This window comes from Oleiphilus sp. HI0079 (assembly GCF_001635105.1).
The window spans coordinates 1-19,046 of sequence record NZ_LWFT01000584.1; the positions used below are offsets into that span (position 1 = coordinate 1).

At 47.1% G+C, this 19,046-nt stretch carries 17 protein-coding genes; 5 read left to right on the forward strand and 12 right to left on the reverse strand.

Annotation, left to right across the window (positions count from 1 at the left end; all coding sequences use genetic code 11):
* The 5 genes from A3750_RS09845 to sdhC form a co-directional block, all read right to left on the reverse strand.
* On the reverse strand, positions 1-1,290 hold a 1,290-nt coding region (locus A3750_RS09845), incomplete at its 3' end, for a thiamine pyrophosphate-dependent enzyme (RefSeq protein ID WP_255374876.1).
* A 326-nt stretch (positions 1,291-1,616) separates the two neighbouring features.
* On the reverse strand, positions 1,617-2,321 hold the full coding sequence (locus A3750_RS09850) for a succinate dehydrogenase iron-sulfur subunit (protein WP_068464241.1): 705 nt from the start codon (positions 2,319-2,321) through the stop codon (positions 1,617-1,619).
* Positions 2,322-2,330: 9 nt separating this feature from the next.
* Entirely contained in the window at positions 2,331-4,103 is a 1,773-nt protein-coding gene (sdhA, locus tag A3750_RS09855; protein ID WP_068454133.1) for a succinate dehydrogenase flavoprotein subunit, read from the reverse strand.
* A 5-nt stretch (positions 4,104-4,108) separates the two neighbouring features.
* Positions 4,109-4,453 (reverse strand): succinate dehydrogenase, hydrophobic membrane anchor protein, encoded by a 345-nt coding sequence (gene sdhD / locus A3750_RS09860; RefSeq protein ID WP_068454135.1) that lies wholly within the window; start codon positions 4,451-4,453, stop codon positions 4,109-4,111.
* A complete protein-coding gene (gene sdhC / locus A3750_RS09865) occupies positions 4,447-4,821 on the reverse strand; it encodes a succinate dehydrogenase, cytochrome b556 subunit (protein ID WP_068454138.1) in 375 nt (124 codons plus the stop codon). Before sdhC ends, sdhD begins: the two co-directional genes overlap by 7 nt.
* A 473-nt stretch (positions 4,822-5,294) precedes the next feature.
* On the opposite strand from sdhC, the gene gltA reads away from it, so the two are divergent.
* Positions 5,295-6,566, forward strand: coding sequence for a citrate synthase (gltA, locus tag A3750_RS09870; protein ID WP_068464244.1), 1,272 nt, complete (start codon positions 5,295-5,297; stop codon positions 6,564-6,566).
* A 113-nt stretch (positions 6,567-6,679) separates the two neighbouring features.
* Here the strand turns inward: gltA and A3750_RS09875 are convergent, their stop codons facing one another.
* The 3 genes from A3750_RS09875 to A3750_RS09885 all read right to left on the reverse strand — a co-directional run bounded on the left by A3750_RS09875 (position 6,680) and on the right by A3750_RS09885 (position 8,612).
* Entirely contained in the window at positions 6,680-7,447 is a 768-nt protein-coding gene (locus A3750_RS09875) for a 1-acyl-sn-glycerol-3-phosphate acyltransferase (RefSeq protein ID WP_068458726.1), read from the reverse strand.
* Between the two features lie 89 nt (positions 7,448-7,536).
* Positions 7,537-8,316 carry a peroxide stress protein YaaA gene (gene yaaA / locus A3750_RS09880; RefSeq protein ID WP_068458725.1) on the reverse strand — a complete coding sequence of 260 codons (780 nt, stop codon included), beginning with the start codon at positions 8,314-8,316 and terminating at the stop codon, positions 7,537-7,539.
* A gap of 20 nt (positions 8,317-8,336) precedes the next feature.
* Positions 8,337-8,612, reverse strand: a complete 276-nt coding sequence (locus tag A3750_RS09885; RefSeq protein ID WP_068458724.1) for a glutaredoxin family protein — start codon at positions 8,610-8,612, stop codon at positions 8,337-8,339.
* A gap of 197 nt (positions 8,613-8,809) precedes the next feature.
* On the opposite strand from A3750_RS09885, the gene A3750_RS09890 reads away from it, so the two are divergent.
* From A3750_RS09890 to htpX, 3 genes are all read left to right on the forward strand, one after another.
* Positions 8,810-9,736, forward strand: a complete 927-nt coding sequence (locus A3750_RS09890; RefSeq protein ID WP_068458723.1) for a recombination-associated protein RdgC — start codon at positions 8,810-8,812, stop codon at positions 9,734-9,736.
* Between the two features lie 150 nt (positions 9,737-9,886).
* Entirely contained in the window at positions 9,887-10,324 is a 438-nt protein-coding gene (locus A3750_RS09895) for an Hsp20 family protein (protein ID WP_068458722.1), read from the forward strand.
* Positions 10,325-10,484: 160 nt separating this feature from the next.
* On the forward strand, positions 10,485-11,381 hold the full coding sequence (gene htpX, locus A3750_RS09900) for a protease HtpX (protein ID WP_068458721.1): 897 nt from the start codon (positions 10,485-10,487) through the stop codon (positions 11,379-11,381).
* A 67-nt stretch (positions 11,382-11,448) separates the two neighbouring features.
* On the opposite strand, the gene fliS is transcribed toward htpX, so the two are convergent.
* The 4 genes from fliS to A3750_RS09920 all read right to left on the reverse strand — a co-directional run bounded on the left by fliS (position 11,449) and on the right by A3750_RS09920 (position 16,530).
* Positions 11,449-11,844, reverse strand: a complete 396-nt coding sequence (fliS, locus tag A3750_RS09905; RefSeq protein ID WP_068458720.1) for a flagellar export chaperone FliS — start codon at positions 11,842-11,844, stop codon at positions 11,449-11,451.
* 13 nt (positions 11,845-11,857) lie between these two features.
* The gene (gene fliD / locus A3750_RS09910) at positions 11,858-13,843 is read right to left on the reverse strand and encodes a flagellar filament capping protein FliD (RefSeq protein ID WP_068458719.1); all 1,986 of its coding nucleotides are present in this window, start codon (positions 13,841-13,843) and stop codon (positions 11,858-11,860) included.
* Positions 13,844-13,974: 131 nt separating this feature from the next.
* Positions 13,975-14,355, reverse strand: a complete 381-nt coding sequence (locus tag A3750_RS09915; protein ID WP_068458718.1) for a flagellar protein FlaG — start codon at positions 14,353-14,355, stop codon at positions 13,975-13,977.
* 81 nt (positions 14,356-14,436) lie between these two features.
* Positions 14,437-16,530, reverse strand: coding sequence for a flagellin (locus A3750_RS09920; RefSeq protein ID WP_068458717.1), 2,094 nt, complete (start codon positions 16,528-16,530; stop codon positions 14,437-14,439).
* A 377-nt stretch (positions 16,531-16,907) separates the two neighbouring features.
* Between A3750_RS09920 and A3750_RS09925 the strand changes: the two genes are divergently transcribed.
* A complete protein-coding gene (locus A3750_RS09925) occupies positions 16,908-18,965 on the forward strand; it encodes a flagellin (protein ID WP_068458716.1) in 2,058 nt (685 codons plus the stop codon).
* Positions 18,966-19,046: the final 81 nt, after the last annotated feature.

Consider the following 19,046-nt stretch of genomic DNA (forward strand, 5'->3'; position numbering starts at 1 on the left):
ATTGACGTGCAATATAGGAGCATGGATCATTTTTGCAACATCAGTACAGTACTCTGTCGAGCGTGCATCGATTTGCTTATTGGTGGTGAAACCAACTTGGTTATTGATCACAATGTGCACCGAGCCACCTGTCCTGTAGCCGCGTGTTTGAGACATTTGAAATGTCTCCATTACAACGCCCTGACCAGCAAAAGCAGCATCACCGTGCATGATAATCGGTAAAACGGTATTACCAACCACATCTTCTCGGCGATTTTGTCGAGCTCGGACCGAGCCTTCAACCACCGGAGACACAATCTCTAGATGAGATGGATTAAATGAAAGAGCAAGGTGCGCCTCGCCGCCAGGGGTCATCACGTTCGAAGAAAAACCTTGGTGGTACTTCACATCACCAGAAGTGTCTACCAACTTCTTACCATCAAACTCATCAAACAAATCTTTCGGATTCTTACCGAGCGTATTAACAAGGACGTTCAACCTGCCACGGTGCGCCATACCGATGACAATCTCTTTCGCACCGTAACCGCCTGCACGCTGAATCAATTCATCGATTAACGGAATTAAACTCTCACCACCCTCAAGACCAAACCGCTTTGTACCAGGGTAACGAGATCCCAAGTATTTCTCTAAACCCTCTGCAGCACTTAGTCGCTCAAGCAAGTGAATTCGTGTATCCCGCTCAAAGTCAGGTTTGCCACGGACGGACTCAAGACGCGCCTGAAACCAAGAACGAACCTTGGTATCAACGATATGCATATACTCCGCACCAATAGACGCGCAATAAGTACTTTTCAAACCATCAAGAATCTCGCGCAAAGGCAAGGTCTCATCACCAAACGCCAAGCTACCTGTCTGGAATTCGGTATCAAGATCTGCCTCACTCAATCCGTGATAGCTAAGATCAAGATCTTCTATTTCCTGACGTTTCATCAAATCTAACGGATCAAGCTTAGCAACTTGGTGACCACGAATACGATAAGCTGTAATCAGCTGAAGAACTTTTACCTGCTTTTGCTCATGTTCAGAAACGGCACTAGCGGGAGCGGTGCCACTTGCTGAAAGGGCTTTGTTCTTAGAGATGTGAAGAAACTGCTCTCTAACCGTAGAGTGCGGGACGTCTTTGTTAGAATAGCCGTTAACGCGAGGGAGTTGATCAAAGTAAGAGCGCCACTCTTCAGGGACGCTGTTAGGATCACTTAAATAAGAGTCGTATAAATGTTCAACATACACTAAGTTGCCGCCGGACAAATGCGATGTTCGCCACAGCAGCTCCATGTTGTTTTCTTGCATTAATTGGTCGCCTTGTTAGCATCAAATGCGAACCAGGAACACCCAAAAAAATCGCACCGCACACGCAATACGCGAACAACAGCGGGTACGCTTCCTTGATAAGGGCGAAACCTTCTCCTGGTAATGAACACAAAATTGCCGCCTTGTAAGCAGCAAACCCGTTCTAAATCTAACTTTCACGCCCACCTGGATAATCTTGGCGTAAAAGTGCGATAGATCACAGTTATTATAGCCATTTTTGTCAGAAAGACAGGCTTTATTAAGATGCTGTAAACAAAAAAACCGCTCAATAGAGCGGTTTTTAGACGAAAGTATAACGCTACATCCTAGGTTGAGCGCTGCATCAGCATTCCCCTAATATGACCGATAGCTCGCGTCGGATTCAAGCCCTTCGGACAAACATTGACACAATTCATAATCCCTCTACAACGAAATACGCTAAACGGATCATCTAACTCAGCCAAACGATCTGAGGTTGCTGTATCACGCGAATCTGCCAAAAAGCGATAAGCCTGAAGTAAGCCAGACGGGCCGACAAACTTGTCAGGATTCCACCAAAACGAAGGACAAGCCGTTGAGCAACACGCACACAAGATACATTCGTACAAACCATCTAGCTTAGCGCGCTCTTCTGGTGACTGAAGACGCTCAATAGCAGGCGGCGGTGTATCATTGATCAAAAACGGCTTAATTTTCTCATACTGCTTGTAGAACATAGACATATCTACAACCAAGTCGCGAATAACTGGAAGACCCGGCAGTGGACGAATGACCAATTTACCCTTCTTCACCACCTCTGAAAGAGGAGTGATACATGCCAAACCATTCTTACCGTTCATGTTCAAACCATCAGAACCACAAACACCCTCGCGGCAAGAACGACGATAGGAAACAGAAGAGTCTTTCGCCTTGATAAGATGCAATACATCCAGAACCATCAAATCCTTACCTTCAGGAATCTCAACCTCAACATCTTCCATGTAAGGCACTTGGTCTTTCTCAGGATTGTATCGATAAATACTAACTAACATTGATATCTCCTAGTAAGAACGTATTTTAGGCGGGAAAGCCTCAACGGTTTTCGGTGCGAAATTAACGTCCCGCTTAGTCAACTCCTTCGTGACCGGGTTGAAGATAGAATGCTTCAGCCAGTTCTCATCGTCACGCTCAGTGAAGTCGTTGCGAGCATGCGCTCCTCGACTCTCCTTACGCCCCTCAGCACTAATCGCCGTCGCCACTGCAGTTTCATAGAGGTTGTCGAGTTCCAAAGCCTCAATCCGCGCGGTGTTAAAAGCCTGGCTCTTGTCGTCCAAGTATACGTTCTTGAGGCGCTCTCCGATTTCATCAAGCAGCTTGAGACCTTTCTGCATACTTTCTCCCTCACGAAATACGCCGAAGTATAGCTGCATCGTCTTCTGAAGGTCTTCTTTAATCGCGACAGAACTTTCACCGCTAGAAGAGCTGTTAAGACGATTGAGGCGAGTTAAGGCACTCTCTATATCGGAATCGCTTGCCTCATCATGAGTCAAACCTTCGCGAATCGACTTCTCTATTTGTAAACCAGCTGCGCGACCAAACACAACAAGATCAAGAAGCGAATTACCCCCAAGCCTATTCGCACCATGCACTGATACGCATGCCGCTTCGCCACAAGCGTATAGACCCTCAATAATCTGATCCGTTCCATCCGGATTCTGCATGATCGCCTCACCACCAATATTGGTAGGAATGCCGCCCATCATGTAATGACACGTAGGAACAACTGGAACCGGCGCCTTAACAGGATCGACATGGGCAAACGTCTTGGAAAGCTCACAGATACCCGGAAGACGAAGATTCAAAGTCTCTTCACCTAGGTGATCAAGCTTAAGCAAGACATGGTCTTTATTTGGACCGCACCCACGGCCCTCAAGAATTTCGAGAACCATAGAGCGAGCAACAACATCACGACCGGCAAGATCCTTCGCATTTGGAGCATATCGCTCCATGAATCGCTCACCTTCACTATTAATCAGGTAACCACCCTCGCCGCGACAACCCTCTGTGACCAGAGTACCTGCACCATAAATACCGGTTGGGTGGAACTGCCACATTTCCATGTCTTGGCCATGGAACCCAGCACGCAATGCCATACCCATACCGTCGCCAGTGTTAATCAAGGCATTCGTCGTTGACTGATAGATACGGCCTGCCCCACCCGTAGCCATTACCGTTGCTTTCGCCTTCACATAGACCGTTTCACCAGTCTCAATGCAGATTGCGATTACGCCAACAACTGCGCCCTTCTGGTTCTTAACAAGATCTACGGCATACCACTCATTGAGGAAAGTAGTGCCACCTTTAAGGTTGCCTTGATACAAAGCATGAAGAAGAGCGTGGCCGGTTCTATCCGCGGCAGCACACGTTCTCGCAGCCTGAGTTGGATCATCCGGCCCCTTAGACTGACCACCAAAAGGACGCTGATAAATACGACCCTCTTCTGTTCGCGAGAAAGGCAATCCCATATGATCTAGTTCAAATACGGCTTGCGGTCCGACAGAACACATGTATTCAATCGCGTCCTGGTCACCAATATAATCCGACCCCTTAACGGTGTCGTACATGTGCCAACGCCAATCATCGTTTGGATCCGCGCTCGCAATCGCACAGGTAATACCACCTTGCGCAGATACCGTATGGGAACGAGTAGGAAACACCTTCGTGATACAAGCAGTCTTAACGCCTGACTCTGTTAGCTGCAATGCAGCACGCATTCCGGAACCGCCGCCGCCGATTACGATAGCATCGTAGTTTAGCGTCCTTAATCCTTTCATTTAGACTACCCCCACAAAATCTGAACGCCCCACACGACGTAGGCGAACATCGCCACACCGCATACAGCTTGAAAAATAACTCGAACACCCGTCGCCTTCATGTAGTCAGTAGAAATAGTCCAAAGACCAACCCATGCGTGGGCGCCAATCGAGAAAAGAGCTAGAAGAGAAAATATACGCATCGGAGTACAATCGAATAAACCACTCCATTGCGCATAACTCAAATCAGGGTTAAGAACCAAATACCCCAAAATAAAAATTGTGTAGGCCGCCAAAATTACAGCTGTAAATCGCTGAATCAGCCAATCATAGAGGCCATTTCGACCCAAGCTCGTAACACTAGCTACCATATCCATACTCCAGCGAGAACAATTAGTACAACAGAGATGACGATCGTTGCTTTTGCAGCAAGCAAACCGCCCTCTAGAGTTTCACCAACACCTGTATCCATAATCAAATGCTTGATTCCGGCGACCAAGTGATAGAGCAATGCGGAGACAACTCCCCAAATGATCAGTTTCGCCAAGAACGAATCCAATAAGGCTTTGGCCTGATTAAAGCCTTCTTCGCTTTGAAGGGACAAATCCAGTCCATACATTAAAAACACCAAACCTACGAATAAAGCGACACCGGTAATACGGTGCGCAATCGAAGTAAGCGCAGGCAAAGGGAAGCTAAATTGAGTCAAATCTAGATTGACTGGTCTTTTATTCTCCACGGCTCTCTTCTCTCATTTAAAGTGACAAGCGACAAAACGCTTAACTGGCGGAAACGATACGCATGAAAATCAATTTTATATCACTGCACATCGACGTTGGTTGCGAGCAACCATAGTACAGAATCGTCAAGCGGCGAAAAACAGCTGTGATTCGGCGCCAGAATTATATTGAGGCAGGACAACAAACACAAACAAAGTATTAATTTTTATGGTTATTCAGGCTAGTTATAGCGGCGACGATTGACAATTATGGCTAACCCCCTATAGTGAACCGCCACTGACGATACTAGGGGGCTAAGCAGCCCAAAACCTTCAAATCGCTCGAGCAACAACCTTGCAATAACAATGCTTCGCACCGTTTGCTACATTAGTATTAGTGACGCGATAGCAGCGTTTTGCAATAATAGTCCGAACACCATAAAAACCGGAGCGAAGCCATCGCTTTGGGTAGTATTGAGCAATAGGAGAGCGCAATGACTGATAAAAAGGCTCAGTTATTGGTAGATGGTAAAACCATCGACTTACCAATGTATTCCGGCACAGTAGGCCCTGACGTAATCGACGTACGCGGCCTTGTGTCCGAAGGCCTGTTTACTTATGACCCAGGGTTCGTTTCCACAGCGGCATGTGAGTCATCAATCACCTACATTGATGGCGGCAAGGGTGTTCTTCTACACCGCGGCTACCCAATCGATCAGCTAGCTGAAAACTCCGACTACCTCGAGTTATGCCACCTACTCCTTCACGGAGAACTTCCTTCCAAAGAAGAGAGTGAGTCATTCCGCGCCACTGTGCGCAACCACACAATGGTTCACGACCAAGTACACCAGTTTTTCCGAGGCTTTCGTCGCGATGCTCACCCGATGGCGATCATGTGCGGTGTCGTTGGTGCATTGTCCGCGTTCTATCACGACTCTATGGATATTTCCGACGCTAAAGACCGTGAGATCGCCGGATTCCGCCTAATCGCGAAGATGCCGACGATCGCCGCGATGTGCTACAAATACTCCATCGGACAACCGTTCATCTATCCACGCAACAGCCTAGATTACGCTGAGAACTTCCTTCACATGATGTTCAGCACTCCTGCAGGAGATGTCTCATTTGACCCTGCAATTGTTCGCGCGATGGACCGTATTTTTATGCTTCATGCCGACCATGAGCAAAACGCGTCAACCTCGACAGTTCGTCTAGCCGGCTCTACTGGTGCAAATCCTTTTGCGTGTATCGCATCAGGTATCGCAGCTCTGTGGGGGCCAGCACACGGCGGTGCAAATGAAGCCGTTCTAAGTATGCTTAATGAGATCGGTGACGTTGCTAACATTGACGAGTTCGTTGCCAAAGCCAAGGACAAGAACGACCCGTTCCGCCTTATGGGATTCGGCCATCGCGTCTATAAGAACTTCGACCCTCGAGCCAAAGTTATGCGCGAGACATGTGAAGAAGTGCTTACCGTTTTAGGTTTAGAGAATGACCCTCTTCTTAAGATCGCAAAACGCCTCGAGCAAATTGCTCTTGAAGACGAGTATTTCATTCAGCGGAAACTTTACCCTAACGTAGACTTTTACTCTGGAATCATCTTGAAAGCCATTGGCATTCCAGAATCTATGTTTACAGTTATCTTTGCAATGTCACGAACAATTGGCTGGTTTGCACACTGGAACGAGATGGTTAGCGAAAACTATCGTATTGGTCGTCCACGCCAACTTTACAAAGGCTATGACAAGCGCGATTACGAGAAGTAAGCTGACGATCTGTTTTGCACAAAAAAGCCGCTCAATAGAGCGGCTTTTTTTATCCCAGCTCTTATAAAGCTGCGTCTCTCAACAGCCAAAACTCTCCCGAAAACAGAGGTCAGCTAAATTCCAAGAGCAAGCTTTATACGCTCTCTACTCATAGCAGCAATACTTTTACGATCATGCTTGCGCGCATCGATTGGATCCAAAAAACTCACATGCGCATAGACTTTTGGCTGCTTAAGAATACGCGCCAACGTCTCACCAAAGCTGTCGTCTCCGGCGTAAGCTGCCTCGCGTAGCAGATAACCCTTTGCATCCGTGTATTTCAATGCAATCGGTTGAACATAGCAACCAACACGCACAGCAGACTCAATAAACATCCCGTAAAACGGGAGCAACTCTGTACCATCAGTTGTTGTAGACTCGGGAAAAACGATAACAGAACGGCCTTGAGATAGGCGCTGCTCAAGCGCCGGGATGCTTCGATATGCCTGAAACTTATTACTCCTATCGACGTAAATCGACCCCATTCGCCTAGTAAACGTGCCGACAAAAGGCCACTCTTCGACATCATGACGAGAAACAAAAGCCAAAGGAACCGCGTTATTCAAAATCACGGTATCTACCCACGAAACATGGTTTGCGACGCAAAGATTTCCTTGTTCAACAGGACTTCCAGATACCTCAAGTTTGACATTCAAAGATTTAACGAGATCCCTCACCCAAAAACGAAAAGATCTATAATCATTTAGTTCACGCTCATAGATTTTCGAAAGATTTGGCATCTGATGAACAGACTCTATGAGCGCAGCCCCACCAAGAATATTTAAACCCAAACGCCCTGCCCGTGGAGGAAGCAGAAACGAAGAAAGCCCGGCTTTTTTCATACGCTAAACATGCCCTATCAACGGTAAAAAGGTGATTTACAAGAACCAACAACGCCAGTAAACGACGTCTCGCAAAAGCATAGACAAAACTATTTTGGTGCTTGGTCTCTTAAAAACACCCATGTATCGCCTTTGCTGTCCTCTTCACTAAAATAATACCCCTCATAGTCGAATGCTTTCAGGCCATCAACATCGGCTATTTGATTATCTGCTGCGTAGCGCACCATCAATCCACGCGCTTTCTTTGCATAAAAACTAATGATTTTGTACGTGTCATTTTTGAGATCTTTAAATACCGGCGTAACAACGCGAGCGGTCAACATCTTCATATCCACTGCCTTGAAGTACTCATTAGATGCAAGGTTTACAACCACTGCATCAGACGCCGCACCCACATCAGAATTAAGCAAACTTGAGATTTTTGTCCCCCAAAACTTATAAAGATTAGGCCCACGCGAATTCTCAAGCTTTATACCCATTTCAAGCCGATAAGGCTGCATTAGATCTAGCGGTCGCAGAAGACCATAAAGACCAGAAAGAATCCTTACACTGCTCTGTAAATACTCGACTGCCTCCGAACCGCAGGTTTCAATATTGAGACCTGTATAAACATCCCCTTTAAATGCATAAGCGGCCTGCTTTGCATTTTGTACGTCGAACGGAGTAGACCACTCCTGAAATCGCTTTACATTCAAATCGGCGATCTTATCGCTTACACCCATCAAGCTTTTAATATCTTGCGATGAAAGTTTGCGCGCAGTTCGATTAAGCTCGCTTGCATCCTCAAGCATCCGCGGCTGAGTAAACTCATCCGTAGAGGCCGCATTTTCGAAGTCCAAGGTCTTAGCAGGTGAAAGCAAAAAAAACATTGAGATTCCTTAAATAATAACTAAACAGCGCCATCACAAACACGCAAAAACTCATAAACGGCTTGCTCATCGAACGGCCATGAAAGTGCTCTACCAGAGCCCACATCAATCACAACCGGTATCAGTGCACCATACCGCTCAACCATGGCCTCAGAAGCTGAAATATCAACTAACTCAATACTCAAGCTAAAATTATGCGACTCCATCACCGAGTTGAAGCTTCCAAGCACAGAGGCCGCAAGGTCACACAAGTGACAACCTTCAGTACCTAACAACTGCACATTTCGGATCAACATCTGATTATTTATCAATCATTTATAAAAAGTATTTAATCGCTATTTTGTGTTTAAGCTTTGGCAAATGCGAATATGAAGTCGCATAATAGCTGGCCAGTATAAGTTGTTAAAACATCACGCTTCAACTTATTCACCGAATCTGGTTGTTAACTCGCTTGATGATCAGATCAATCACTAAAAACTAACAGTAGCAGAGTATGTGGTTCAAAAATTTATTCTTTTATCGCTTCACAAAACCCGTAGATTTCGATCTCGATTCTCTTGAAAACGCTTTGGATCAAAACCGGTTCAAACCTTGTAACGGCCAAGAGCCACAAAGCTTAGGTTGGGACAGCCCTATCGATAAAGATGGCGCGCCCCTAATCCACGTTTGTGATCGCTACTGGATGCTTTGCCTCAAAAAGCAAGAACGGATTTTACCTGCAACGGTGGTAAATGAGCAGGTAAGCATCAAAGCAAACCAAATCGAAGCTGAGCAACACCGAAAAGTAACACGCAAAGAAAAAGCGGAAATGAAGGAGCTCGTTACGCAAGACCTTCTCCCTCGCGCGTTCACAAAAACTGTTCGTCACTTCGCTTATATATGCAAAACTGGTGGCTACATGGTTCTTAACACGTCATCTCCAAATCTGGCGGATGAGCTCACTAGCTTCTTAAGAAACTCCATTGGCTCACTTCCGGTCCGCGTACCTTCAGTTAATAGTGCACCAAGCGCGATTATGACAAGTTGGCTAGCCGAAGAAGCCCACCCACCAACGGGATTTGTTCTAAATGAAGAGTCTGAACTGGAGTCTGCCGGCGAAGACAAGGCTAGCGTTAAGTATAAAGGTATGGCTTTGGGCAAAGAGCATATAGAGCAAAATAAAGCTCTCGGCTTTCAAGTAAAGAAACAAGCGATTACTTGGGAAGAGAAAATGAGCTTTGTGCTAGGTGACGACCTGAGTGTAAAACGCGTGAAGTTTCTAGATGTGATGCAGGATAAGTTGGATGACACGTCCGCAGAAGACGCTGCAGAAAAATTTGATGCAGGTTTTGCAATCATGGCGCTAGAGGTCGATCAACTACTACCTGCCTTGCTCAATGCTTTTGATGGGGAAGATACGAGCGCAATCATCGAACAATAGCCAACCCGCATTTTTCTCCCCCTACCCTTGAAAAATCTATTAGGGTCTCAATATTTATCCTTAGAGGGCGATGCCGAAACCGGATCGCCCCATTAATAGATAACGCCTGACGGGTTATCGAACCACTTATTGCTTTATGAGGATAACATCATGAGAACACTCGATTTTTCACCACTTTATCGCACTGCTATCGGCTATGATCACGTACTCAACATGCTAGAGAACGCCACACGGGGCGAAGCCAAAAATACTGGCTATCCTCCATACAATATCGAAGTGATTGAACAAGACAAATACCAAATTACTTTAGCCGTTGCCGGCTTCGCCGAAAGCGATATTGAGATCACGAGCGAACACAACAAGCTAACGATCAAGGGTAAACAAACGTCCGAACAAGAAGGTCGAAAGTTTCTACATCAGGGCATTGCCGCTCGAAACTTTGAACGCACGTTTGAACTAGCTGACCATGTAAAAGTTGTTGATGCAGATCTCAAGAACGGCCTACTTCAAATCAATCTAGTAAAGGAAATCCCCGAGGCGATGAAGCCACGCAAGATTGATATTGGCACTAGACTGATTGAGTCATAAGATTTAGTTTATAGCCAAAGACTAAAAAAGAGCGACGACAGTCGCTCTTTTTCATTGCCGGAAAAGGTTAGCGAAAATTAAGAAGAATCGACACCGCTAGACCTTTTAATAACGCCACGCGCCCAGATATTATTGAAAGAACCTTGCTTCGGAGACAAACGTGAAACGAATCTTTCTTTTTCTAGCGACTAACCTCGCCATTATCCTAGTACTAAGCATTACTCTAAGGCTGCTCGGCTTTGAACGCATTTTAGACGCCAATGGTGTCGACCTTAACCTGAACTCGTTATTGCTATTTGCAGCTGTATTCGGTTTCGGCGGATCGTTCATCTCACTAGCCATCTCAAAGTGGATAGCGAAAAAAACAACGGGCGCAAAAGTCATCGAACAACCATCCTCGCCGACAGAGCGCTGGTTAATGAATACCGTTGCACGACAAGCCAAGCAAGCAGGCATAGGCATGCCTGAAGTTGCGATCTACCCTGGTTCAGAAATCAATGCGTTTGCAACCGGTGCTAATCGAAATAAAGCGTTGGTGGCTGTCAGCGCTGGACTATTGAACAACATGACACAGGACGAAGCGGAGGCTGTACTCGCACATGAAGTGAGCCACGTTGCGAACGGCGACATGATAACGCTTAGCCTGATTCAGGGCGTGGTAAACACTTTCGTCATCTTTTTTAGTCGAGTGATTGGCCACACTGTTGATCGCGTTGTCTTCAAAAACGAACGCGGCCATGGCATCGCCTACTGGGTAACGACGATTATCGCTGAGATTATTCTCGGAATCTTAGCAAGCATGATTGTTATGTGGTTCTCTCGCCAGCGAGAATATAGAGCAGACGCTGGCGGCGCCAATTTGGCAGGGACCCACAAAATGATCGCTGCGCTGAAAAAATTACAACTAAACCACGGATCTTCTGAATTGCCTGATCAATTAACTGCATTCGGCATTTCGGGGTTCAGACACTCTAAACTGGGATCTCTATTCCTCTCGCATCCTCCACTAGATCAAAGGATTCAAGCACTCGAAAACTCTATACGGGGCGGACAATAACTGCCGCAAATGACATGAAAAAGGCAGCCAGATGGCTGCCTTTTTTTGATAAACTTTGCTTGGCCAATCAAACAAGATCTTTTTCTAAGACCTCGTTTCTAATTCCAACCCAACCGTCTCGTACCGTATGAATATGACTTGCAACTTCCTCTAGTATTGCGATGTCGTTCTTCATATTTGCTTCGAGTAGTCGATTCTCACAATATGTGTATAACTGAGTGAGGTTCTCGGCGAGCTCAGATGACTGTGAGTCGTCAATGAAACTTCGCAGCCCTGCCAGAATGTCAATCGTCTTACTTATCAACTTATTCTTAGCTTCGTAATCCTTTGCCTGGATACGAGCTTTAGCTGTGTTTATTCGGTCTAAGGCGCCATCGTAAAGCAGCTGAATCAATTTATGACGATCTACATCGACTACACTCGTTTGCGTATTTACAGCCGCATACTGATTTAGTGCTTTCATTCTTTACTCTCCATTACTCTTTACTACCAATGCCAGCCAAAGCTTCTAGCTGACCCTTGATAAAATCTTGTGTGCTGTTTAGTCGCGCAATCAAAATATCTGCTGCCGTAAACTGCTTTGCCAATCGCGTTTCCAGATTGAGCAATCGCTCATTGAGACGAGCTCTAGACTCCGCGATCGACTCAAGCTCAGCGTTCAGTCTCTCATTCTTAGCAGTAATCGTTCCATCTACAGATAAAAAGTTAGTAATTGCGTCAACTAAGCGCTCTCCAACCCCTTCAATATAGCTAATATCACCGCGATTTCCTGTTTGACCACCATTAATTCGAACAGAAAGACCTTCAACATCAGAGCCGTCGGCTCCGGTTAGTATCTGACCTTCTCCAGTTGCTGCTTTACCATTAATCGTACCTGCCACGTCTACACCGTCTGCGGCCGTAGCAACAGATAAACCAAGTGCTGTAGTCGTGTTTGTATCAACGGTAGTAATTTCTAGCTTTGAATTACTACCATACCGGTCAGAAGTGATGCTCAAGGCCCCACTCCCATCAACACTAACAGTAACAGACGCCCCGATGCCTGACAGCGTCGCGTCAGAATTGATCTTGGACTGTATCTCCGCAGCAAGCTCAGTCTGCGTATACGTTCCGGCAGCTAAACTAATCGTGGCGGAGCTAAAGCCATCCACACTAATTGATAACTCATCGTTATCGGCATCAATCACTGTCGAGGCGGCTAACGCAGAACCGCCCGTCAGACTCGCGCGCGTCGCTACTTGCGTAATATTTAGCTCATAACTACCAGGAACGGTATTTTGGCCAGCGCTAAAGAATTCGACCTGACTATCGCTCGCTCTTCCCTGATCGGCAAAAATACCAATCACGGATTCTGTGTTCGTCTGCAGTTGAGTCCGAAACTCCGACTCATTAAAGATCAAGTTTCCGGTCTCACGAGAAGTTGTAATTCCGACCTCGGCTAAACTTCGAATTGGATCAGATTCAAGCCCCGCAATTGGCCGACCAAGGATATTTCTGATCTGGCTCGTGATCGTTCTAGTCGTCGAATCACCAACAAGAAGTCCAGCTGCAGAAGGATTACCCGGATCTATCTGGGAGTTCTCAACGATGAGCTCCCTAAGCGCGTTGTACTTCTCAATGAACTCCTGAACCTTTTCGACAACGTAGTCTTCGTTACGCGCTACCTTCAAAGTAGCCGGCGAATTCTCATTTGTTCCCGTCAGATTGATGGTCAAGCCTTCAACCAAATCGTCAACCGTATTAGTGCTGCGCGTAATAGGGATGCCATTGAATTCAAATGCCGCATCGGAAGCTGCTTGGTTCTGCGTGAGATTCTGAGCGCCCGCGGTATATGACAGGCTTGAAAGTCCCAGATTATCCGTGTTGTTACCATCGCCATCATCCGTAACAGATATATCTATAGAATTAGAAGCTCCTGTTTTGTTTCCACTGATGACGAGCTGAAAGCCATTACCGTTATTAATGATCGTTGCGCTTGCATCCAAACCACTCGCCGAATTGATCTCCGAGGCGATACCTTCAAGCGTATTATTGGTTGCATCAATGGTAATGGTGGTGGTCTTTCCATCAATCGTAAATGCAAGCTTTCCTTCGCCTAACTCAGTCGTATCTTTGTCTGCAAAAGCTGCAGAACTAAGGGATTGTGACTTTGCTAGCGAGGATACCTCCAAGGTATATGAGCCTGCAGACGCAGAACTCCCCGCCGAAGCCGTAAACGCACTGCTACTGCTCGTCACCGATAACTCGTTAAATGTCGCGGAGTTAGAAAGTGTACGTGCAGGAAGACGTAGATCCGTCACTGCAGATTGAATCTTAGAAAACAAAGAAAGCTCAGCTGTTACGGCTTCTGCTTTTGCGTCTAAGCGTTTTTCCGTAGGCTCTCGCTCAGCGCCGACCAACTGATCAATCAGATCACTGGTCAAAACACCAGAACCTATCCCGATAGATGATACATTTGCCATAACTACTACCTACTTGTGCTGATTTGTGTAAACGCCTAATAAAGGCGCTTAAGCCCATAGACAAAAAAGGGCAAAAGTTTGCCTTTTGCCCTTGCTTCCCTACCCAGAACTTCCGGTAACCGCCGGTCTAATCAAACTTTTGCATTGAATAAACTAATTGGCTGATCTTGTTGCAAGTCCCGCGCCAAACGCAGAACAACGTCATCCGGTATCTGACGAACAACCTCTTCGGTTGAACCATCATAGACGGTAATTATTGTCTTACCAGACTGATCATCAAGTTGAAACTTGAGATCTCTTTGCACTGATTGAACATATTCATTCAGACTTGCTACGGCTTGCTCAACACTTTCAGCGGACTTTTCAGTACGTTCAAGCGCCTGTTCTGATGCCTGACTAACTTCAAGTTCAGGCGATAAACCGACAGCCTCAGACGAAGCCTTACTAGGCGACACGGCAGAAGCATCCTGCTTCATACCAAAGTCTGTACTGACAACTTTAAGATCGTTCATGTTGCATCCTCTTACCCGCCTTAAGTCTAACGCCAGTACCGTCCTTCAACAAATACCAGCGTTAAACATCAAGCTACTCTATTACTGGAGAAGCGAAAGAACCTGCTGAGGTCTTGCGTTCGCCTGGGCCAACACAGAGATACCAGCCTGCTGCAGAACCTGTGCTCTTGATAGAGCGGCCGTTTCTGCTGCAAAGTCTGCATCTTTGATTCGGCTAGAAGAAGCAGAGAAAGCTTCAATCGTTGATGCGTTCGCGGTAATCACGTTCTCAAAACGAGACTGGATTGAACCGAGGCTCGCACGAACCGAGTTAACCTGACCAAGCGCATTATCCGCAGCCGTGATCGCCGCTTTAGCGCCGGCCTCCGTAGAGATATCAACGTCTTTCAACAACGTACCAGATTCGCTCGCACCAAAGGTACCGACCGTGAAACCTGCATTTTCGATATCACCTGTACTCGTACCAAGCGTAAACTCACCACCTGAGGAAAGAACAACCGAACCTGCATATACAAGATCCGTAGCACCTAGACCTTCAGCGGCACTTTGTCCTGTAATGACGATGTTTCGACCGTCATCTGCAATCAACGTGTACTGATCATCGTCAAGTACTTCTGCGCGAACGCCTGTTTGACCAGTTTCCGCATTGATCGCATCTACATAAAGTGCAACATCTTCACTCGCTAGCGTGCCCGTGGACGTTGCAGCAATGGCTACGCCGTTCAAGGTAATCGCCAAGTCAGTGCCCTGCGTTACTGCCGAGCTGTACTTGGTATTTGGCGCTGCCTCTGCGGTAACACCTGTTTTATCAGCAACTCTGTTAATTGCTGCAGCGATGGAAATTGCACTGCCGTCTTCATCAGAAGTAGATGCCGTATCGTCAGATGCTCTAGTAGCACCTACAACCACCCCATTAATGGTCAAGTCGCCTGCCACCAAAGGAGTTAGAGTACCAGCACCAGTGAGCGCCTCACGTGTATTACCGATTGCACCAGCCGTTGCGCCCGAAAACGTGCCCGCTTCGAAGCCTGCGTTATCAATATCACCAGTGTTCGACGTGATGTTGATGTCACTGCCATCAAGGCTAGAAAGCGAATAGTTACCAATGTAAGTGTTACCCGTTGTTGCCGCGCCGCCTGAAGTACCAAGACCAGTCGCCAGACCAAGAGTACCTGCTGCCGCACCAACGATCGTAATATTACGACCATCTTCTGCAACTAAGTCGATACGTGCGCCTGCATCAGAAGCGACAACAGTTGCTGTCACGCCAGTCGCGCCCGCTTTATCGTTAATGCTCTCAGCAACACCTGACAAATCGTTGAAAGCGTCACCCGACGCAGACTTACTAAGAGAAATGGTTACGCCGTTGATGTCTATATCGGTCGCTGCAACCGCGCCAGCACCATCTGCAACATCTGTACCTTCAGCCGAGTTAGCTAAAACCGTTGCAACAACACCTGTTTGATCGCTAACAGCGTTAATGGCATCTGCTTTCGCGATCGCACCTGAAGAAGCATAACCTGTAGACTGTGTATCTACAGCACCATCTGAAGCGCCAATCGCTACACCGTTGATTACGATATCGCCAGCAACCAACGCAGTCGATGCGGTACCCGTAAGCGCCGTTTGATCTGCTGTTGAGCTGATGCCAGATGATTCTGTCGCGCCAAGCGTCTCGGTGCCGACTGAACTAAGTGAAATATTCACTTCGTCGCCGACATTCGCGCCAACCTGGAAGTTTTTGTTCTGGAATGAACCGTCAAGAAGCTTTACGCCGTTAAACGAAGCATTCGATGCAGTACGATCAATTTCTTCGATCAGCTGCTGTGCTTCAGCGTTTAGAGATGCACGCTCTGAATCACCGTTCGTTCCGTTCGCAGATTGAACTGCCAACTCACGCAAACGCTGCAAGTTAGTGGTTATCGACTCGATAGAACCTTCCGCTATCTGCGCGAGAGATACGCCATCACCAGCATTACGCGAAGCAACACTCAACCCTTGGACTTGTGTATCTAGCCGGCTAGCGATCGAAAGGCCCGCTGCATCATCTTTTGCACTGTTAATACGCAAACCAGAAGAAAGGCGTTGAAGTGCAGTATCTTGAGCGGACTGTGATTTATCCAAGTTACGCTGAGCGTTCAAGGATGCAATGTTTGTATTAATTATTTGAGGCATATCGTCTCTCCTGTTGAGCAATCTGCTGTTCTACATCGTAGTTCAGACTGCAAGAAACTTCTCGATAGTCGAACTAGTTGAGATGTTTAACGGCACCCAAAAAAATAACTTTACCTAAAACGGCAAGTATATTGTTACGGAGTGTTAAGACGTGTTAAAAGCGGCAAACGCGTGCCGAAAACACGCCATTATATATCCTAGGCCTTTCACGCACTCCGGACGCAAAAAGATATAACTTATTGTTTTGCAATGACTTTAATCTACTAAAAACTTATCTGGCACACTTTTAGCTTTCTTCGATACAAACGGCCGCTTTGTAAGACATCTGCCGAAAATGAATTCGAAAATGCCTGTTTGTATGGCGAGAGGGGAAAACCATGCCACAAATAATTAATACCAACATCGCGTCAATTAACGCGCAACGTAACCTGGATAAGTCGCAAGGTGAAAACCAACAAGCATTGCAGAGACTCTCTTCAGGGTTGCGGATTAATAGCGCCAAAGACGACGCCGCAGGCTTGGCAATTTCAACGCGCTTCTCTGCCCAAGTTCAAGGCCTGTCCGTAGCGATCCGTAATGCAGGCGATGGCGTTTCACTCGCTCAGGTTGCTGAAGGCGCCCTTGGCTCGATGACCGATAATCTATTGCGAATTCGAAGCCTTGCACTGCAGTCTGCAAACGCGACCAACGGTCAGCAAGAGCGTGTCGCGCTCAACGAGGAGGTGCAGCAACTTAAAGCTGAGATACTTCGCGTTATAGAGCAAACGCAATTCAACGGCACGAAGTTGCTCGATGGCACCTTCAGCGATGTGACTTTCCAGATTGGCGCAAACGAAGGCGAAGACGTGAGCTTCGGCATCGAAGGCACAAACTCGAGTCAGCTCGGCGTTTCACCTGCTGATGGTATTTCTTCTTCACCTGGCAGCACTGCCGCTACACCGCCTGTTGCTGCTTTGAGTGCAGGAGATCTCGTTATTAACGGGATCGCCGTTGGCGCATCATCAGGCACAGACGATGCATTCTCGAGCAGCAACAATGACTTGTCTGCCATTTCGAAAGCCGCAGCGATCAATGCCGTATCTGACGATACCGGCGTAAGCGCTACTGTCCAAGGTACTTTTGTAGACGGTAACGGGTTTACGTCTGCAGACGTTGACGGAACAATTGTCGTTAACGGCATCACTATCCAAGTGGTCACCGATGCCGCATTGAGCGAATCGGTCAACCTAAACGCAGTCACTGAATCTATCAACGCGAAAAGCGGCCAGACAGGTGTCACTGCGATTTACAACAACAACCCCAATGAGGGCATACAGCTTGTTGCAGAAGATGGCCGAAACATCATCCTTGCAAACGGAACGGTCAACTCTAACACGGTTGGTCTAGCGGATAGCGCAGCGGCACCAGGCATAACGTACACCGGCTCTTTCACGCTTGTCTCCAATGATGGTTCTGCTATTGGACTAGATACGACGACTGGTGACATTACGAACGCAGGACTTGCAGTCGGCACGTTCAGTGGCTCGAATTCTGGCGTCGTGAGCAACCCTTCTCCCGCAGTCGCACTAGCAAGTGGTGATATCGTCATCAACGGTGTCCCGGTTGGCCCGTCCCTAAATACTTACGACACAGCATCCACTGACAACCCTGAGCAAAGCGCTATTGCAAAAGCGGCTGCGATCAACAACGTTAGTGAGCAAACGGGCGTCACTGCGGTTATTAACCAAAACATCATTAACGGTGGAGCACTTGCCACCGGCGCGAACGCGGGCAGCTTCGAAGTGAATGACGTGGTCGTCAATATTTCGATTGGCGCATCGGATACAGCGACCGACATTCAAAATGCAATGATCACTGCTTTCAACAATAAAGCAGGTCAGACTGGTGTAAGGGCAGAAGCGTTCGGCTCCACGTATCGCCTAATTGCTGAAGACGGCCGTAACATCACGCTTGACACCTATACAGGTATTACAGCAGCAAACTTAGGTCTTCCTACTGCGGGAACCACACAGTCATCGATCACTCTCGAAGCAGCAGGCAAGATAACGCTCGAAACCCTGACTGGCAATATCGCTAACTCAGGCTTTGGGGTTGGAGAGTATGGCGCCGCTGAAGATGGAAGCCTCGTTAAAGATATTGATATAAGAACTGTCGCGGGCGCTCTTGCGGCACTCGACTCTGTTGATAACGCAATGAATACGGTCAACCTTCAGCGTGCTAACTTGGGGGCTATCCAAAACCGATTCGAATCAACCATTCAGAATCAACAAATTGCCTCTGAAAATATGCAGGCGTCTAATTCACGTATCCGTGACGCAGACTTCGCTGCAGAAACCGCAGAACTTTCCAGAACACAGGTACTTCAGCAGGCTGGCTTGTCGATACTAACCCAGGCAAACGCGCAACCGCAGAACGTACTTCAGCTACTTCAGTAAGCCTTTTCGTTTTATTAATGTCACCGTCTTAACCGGCCTTTGGCCGGTTTTTTTGTTTTAAATCAATTAATTAACGCCGTC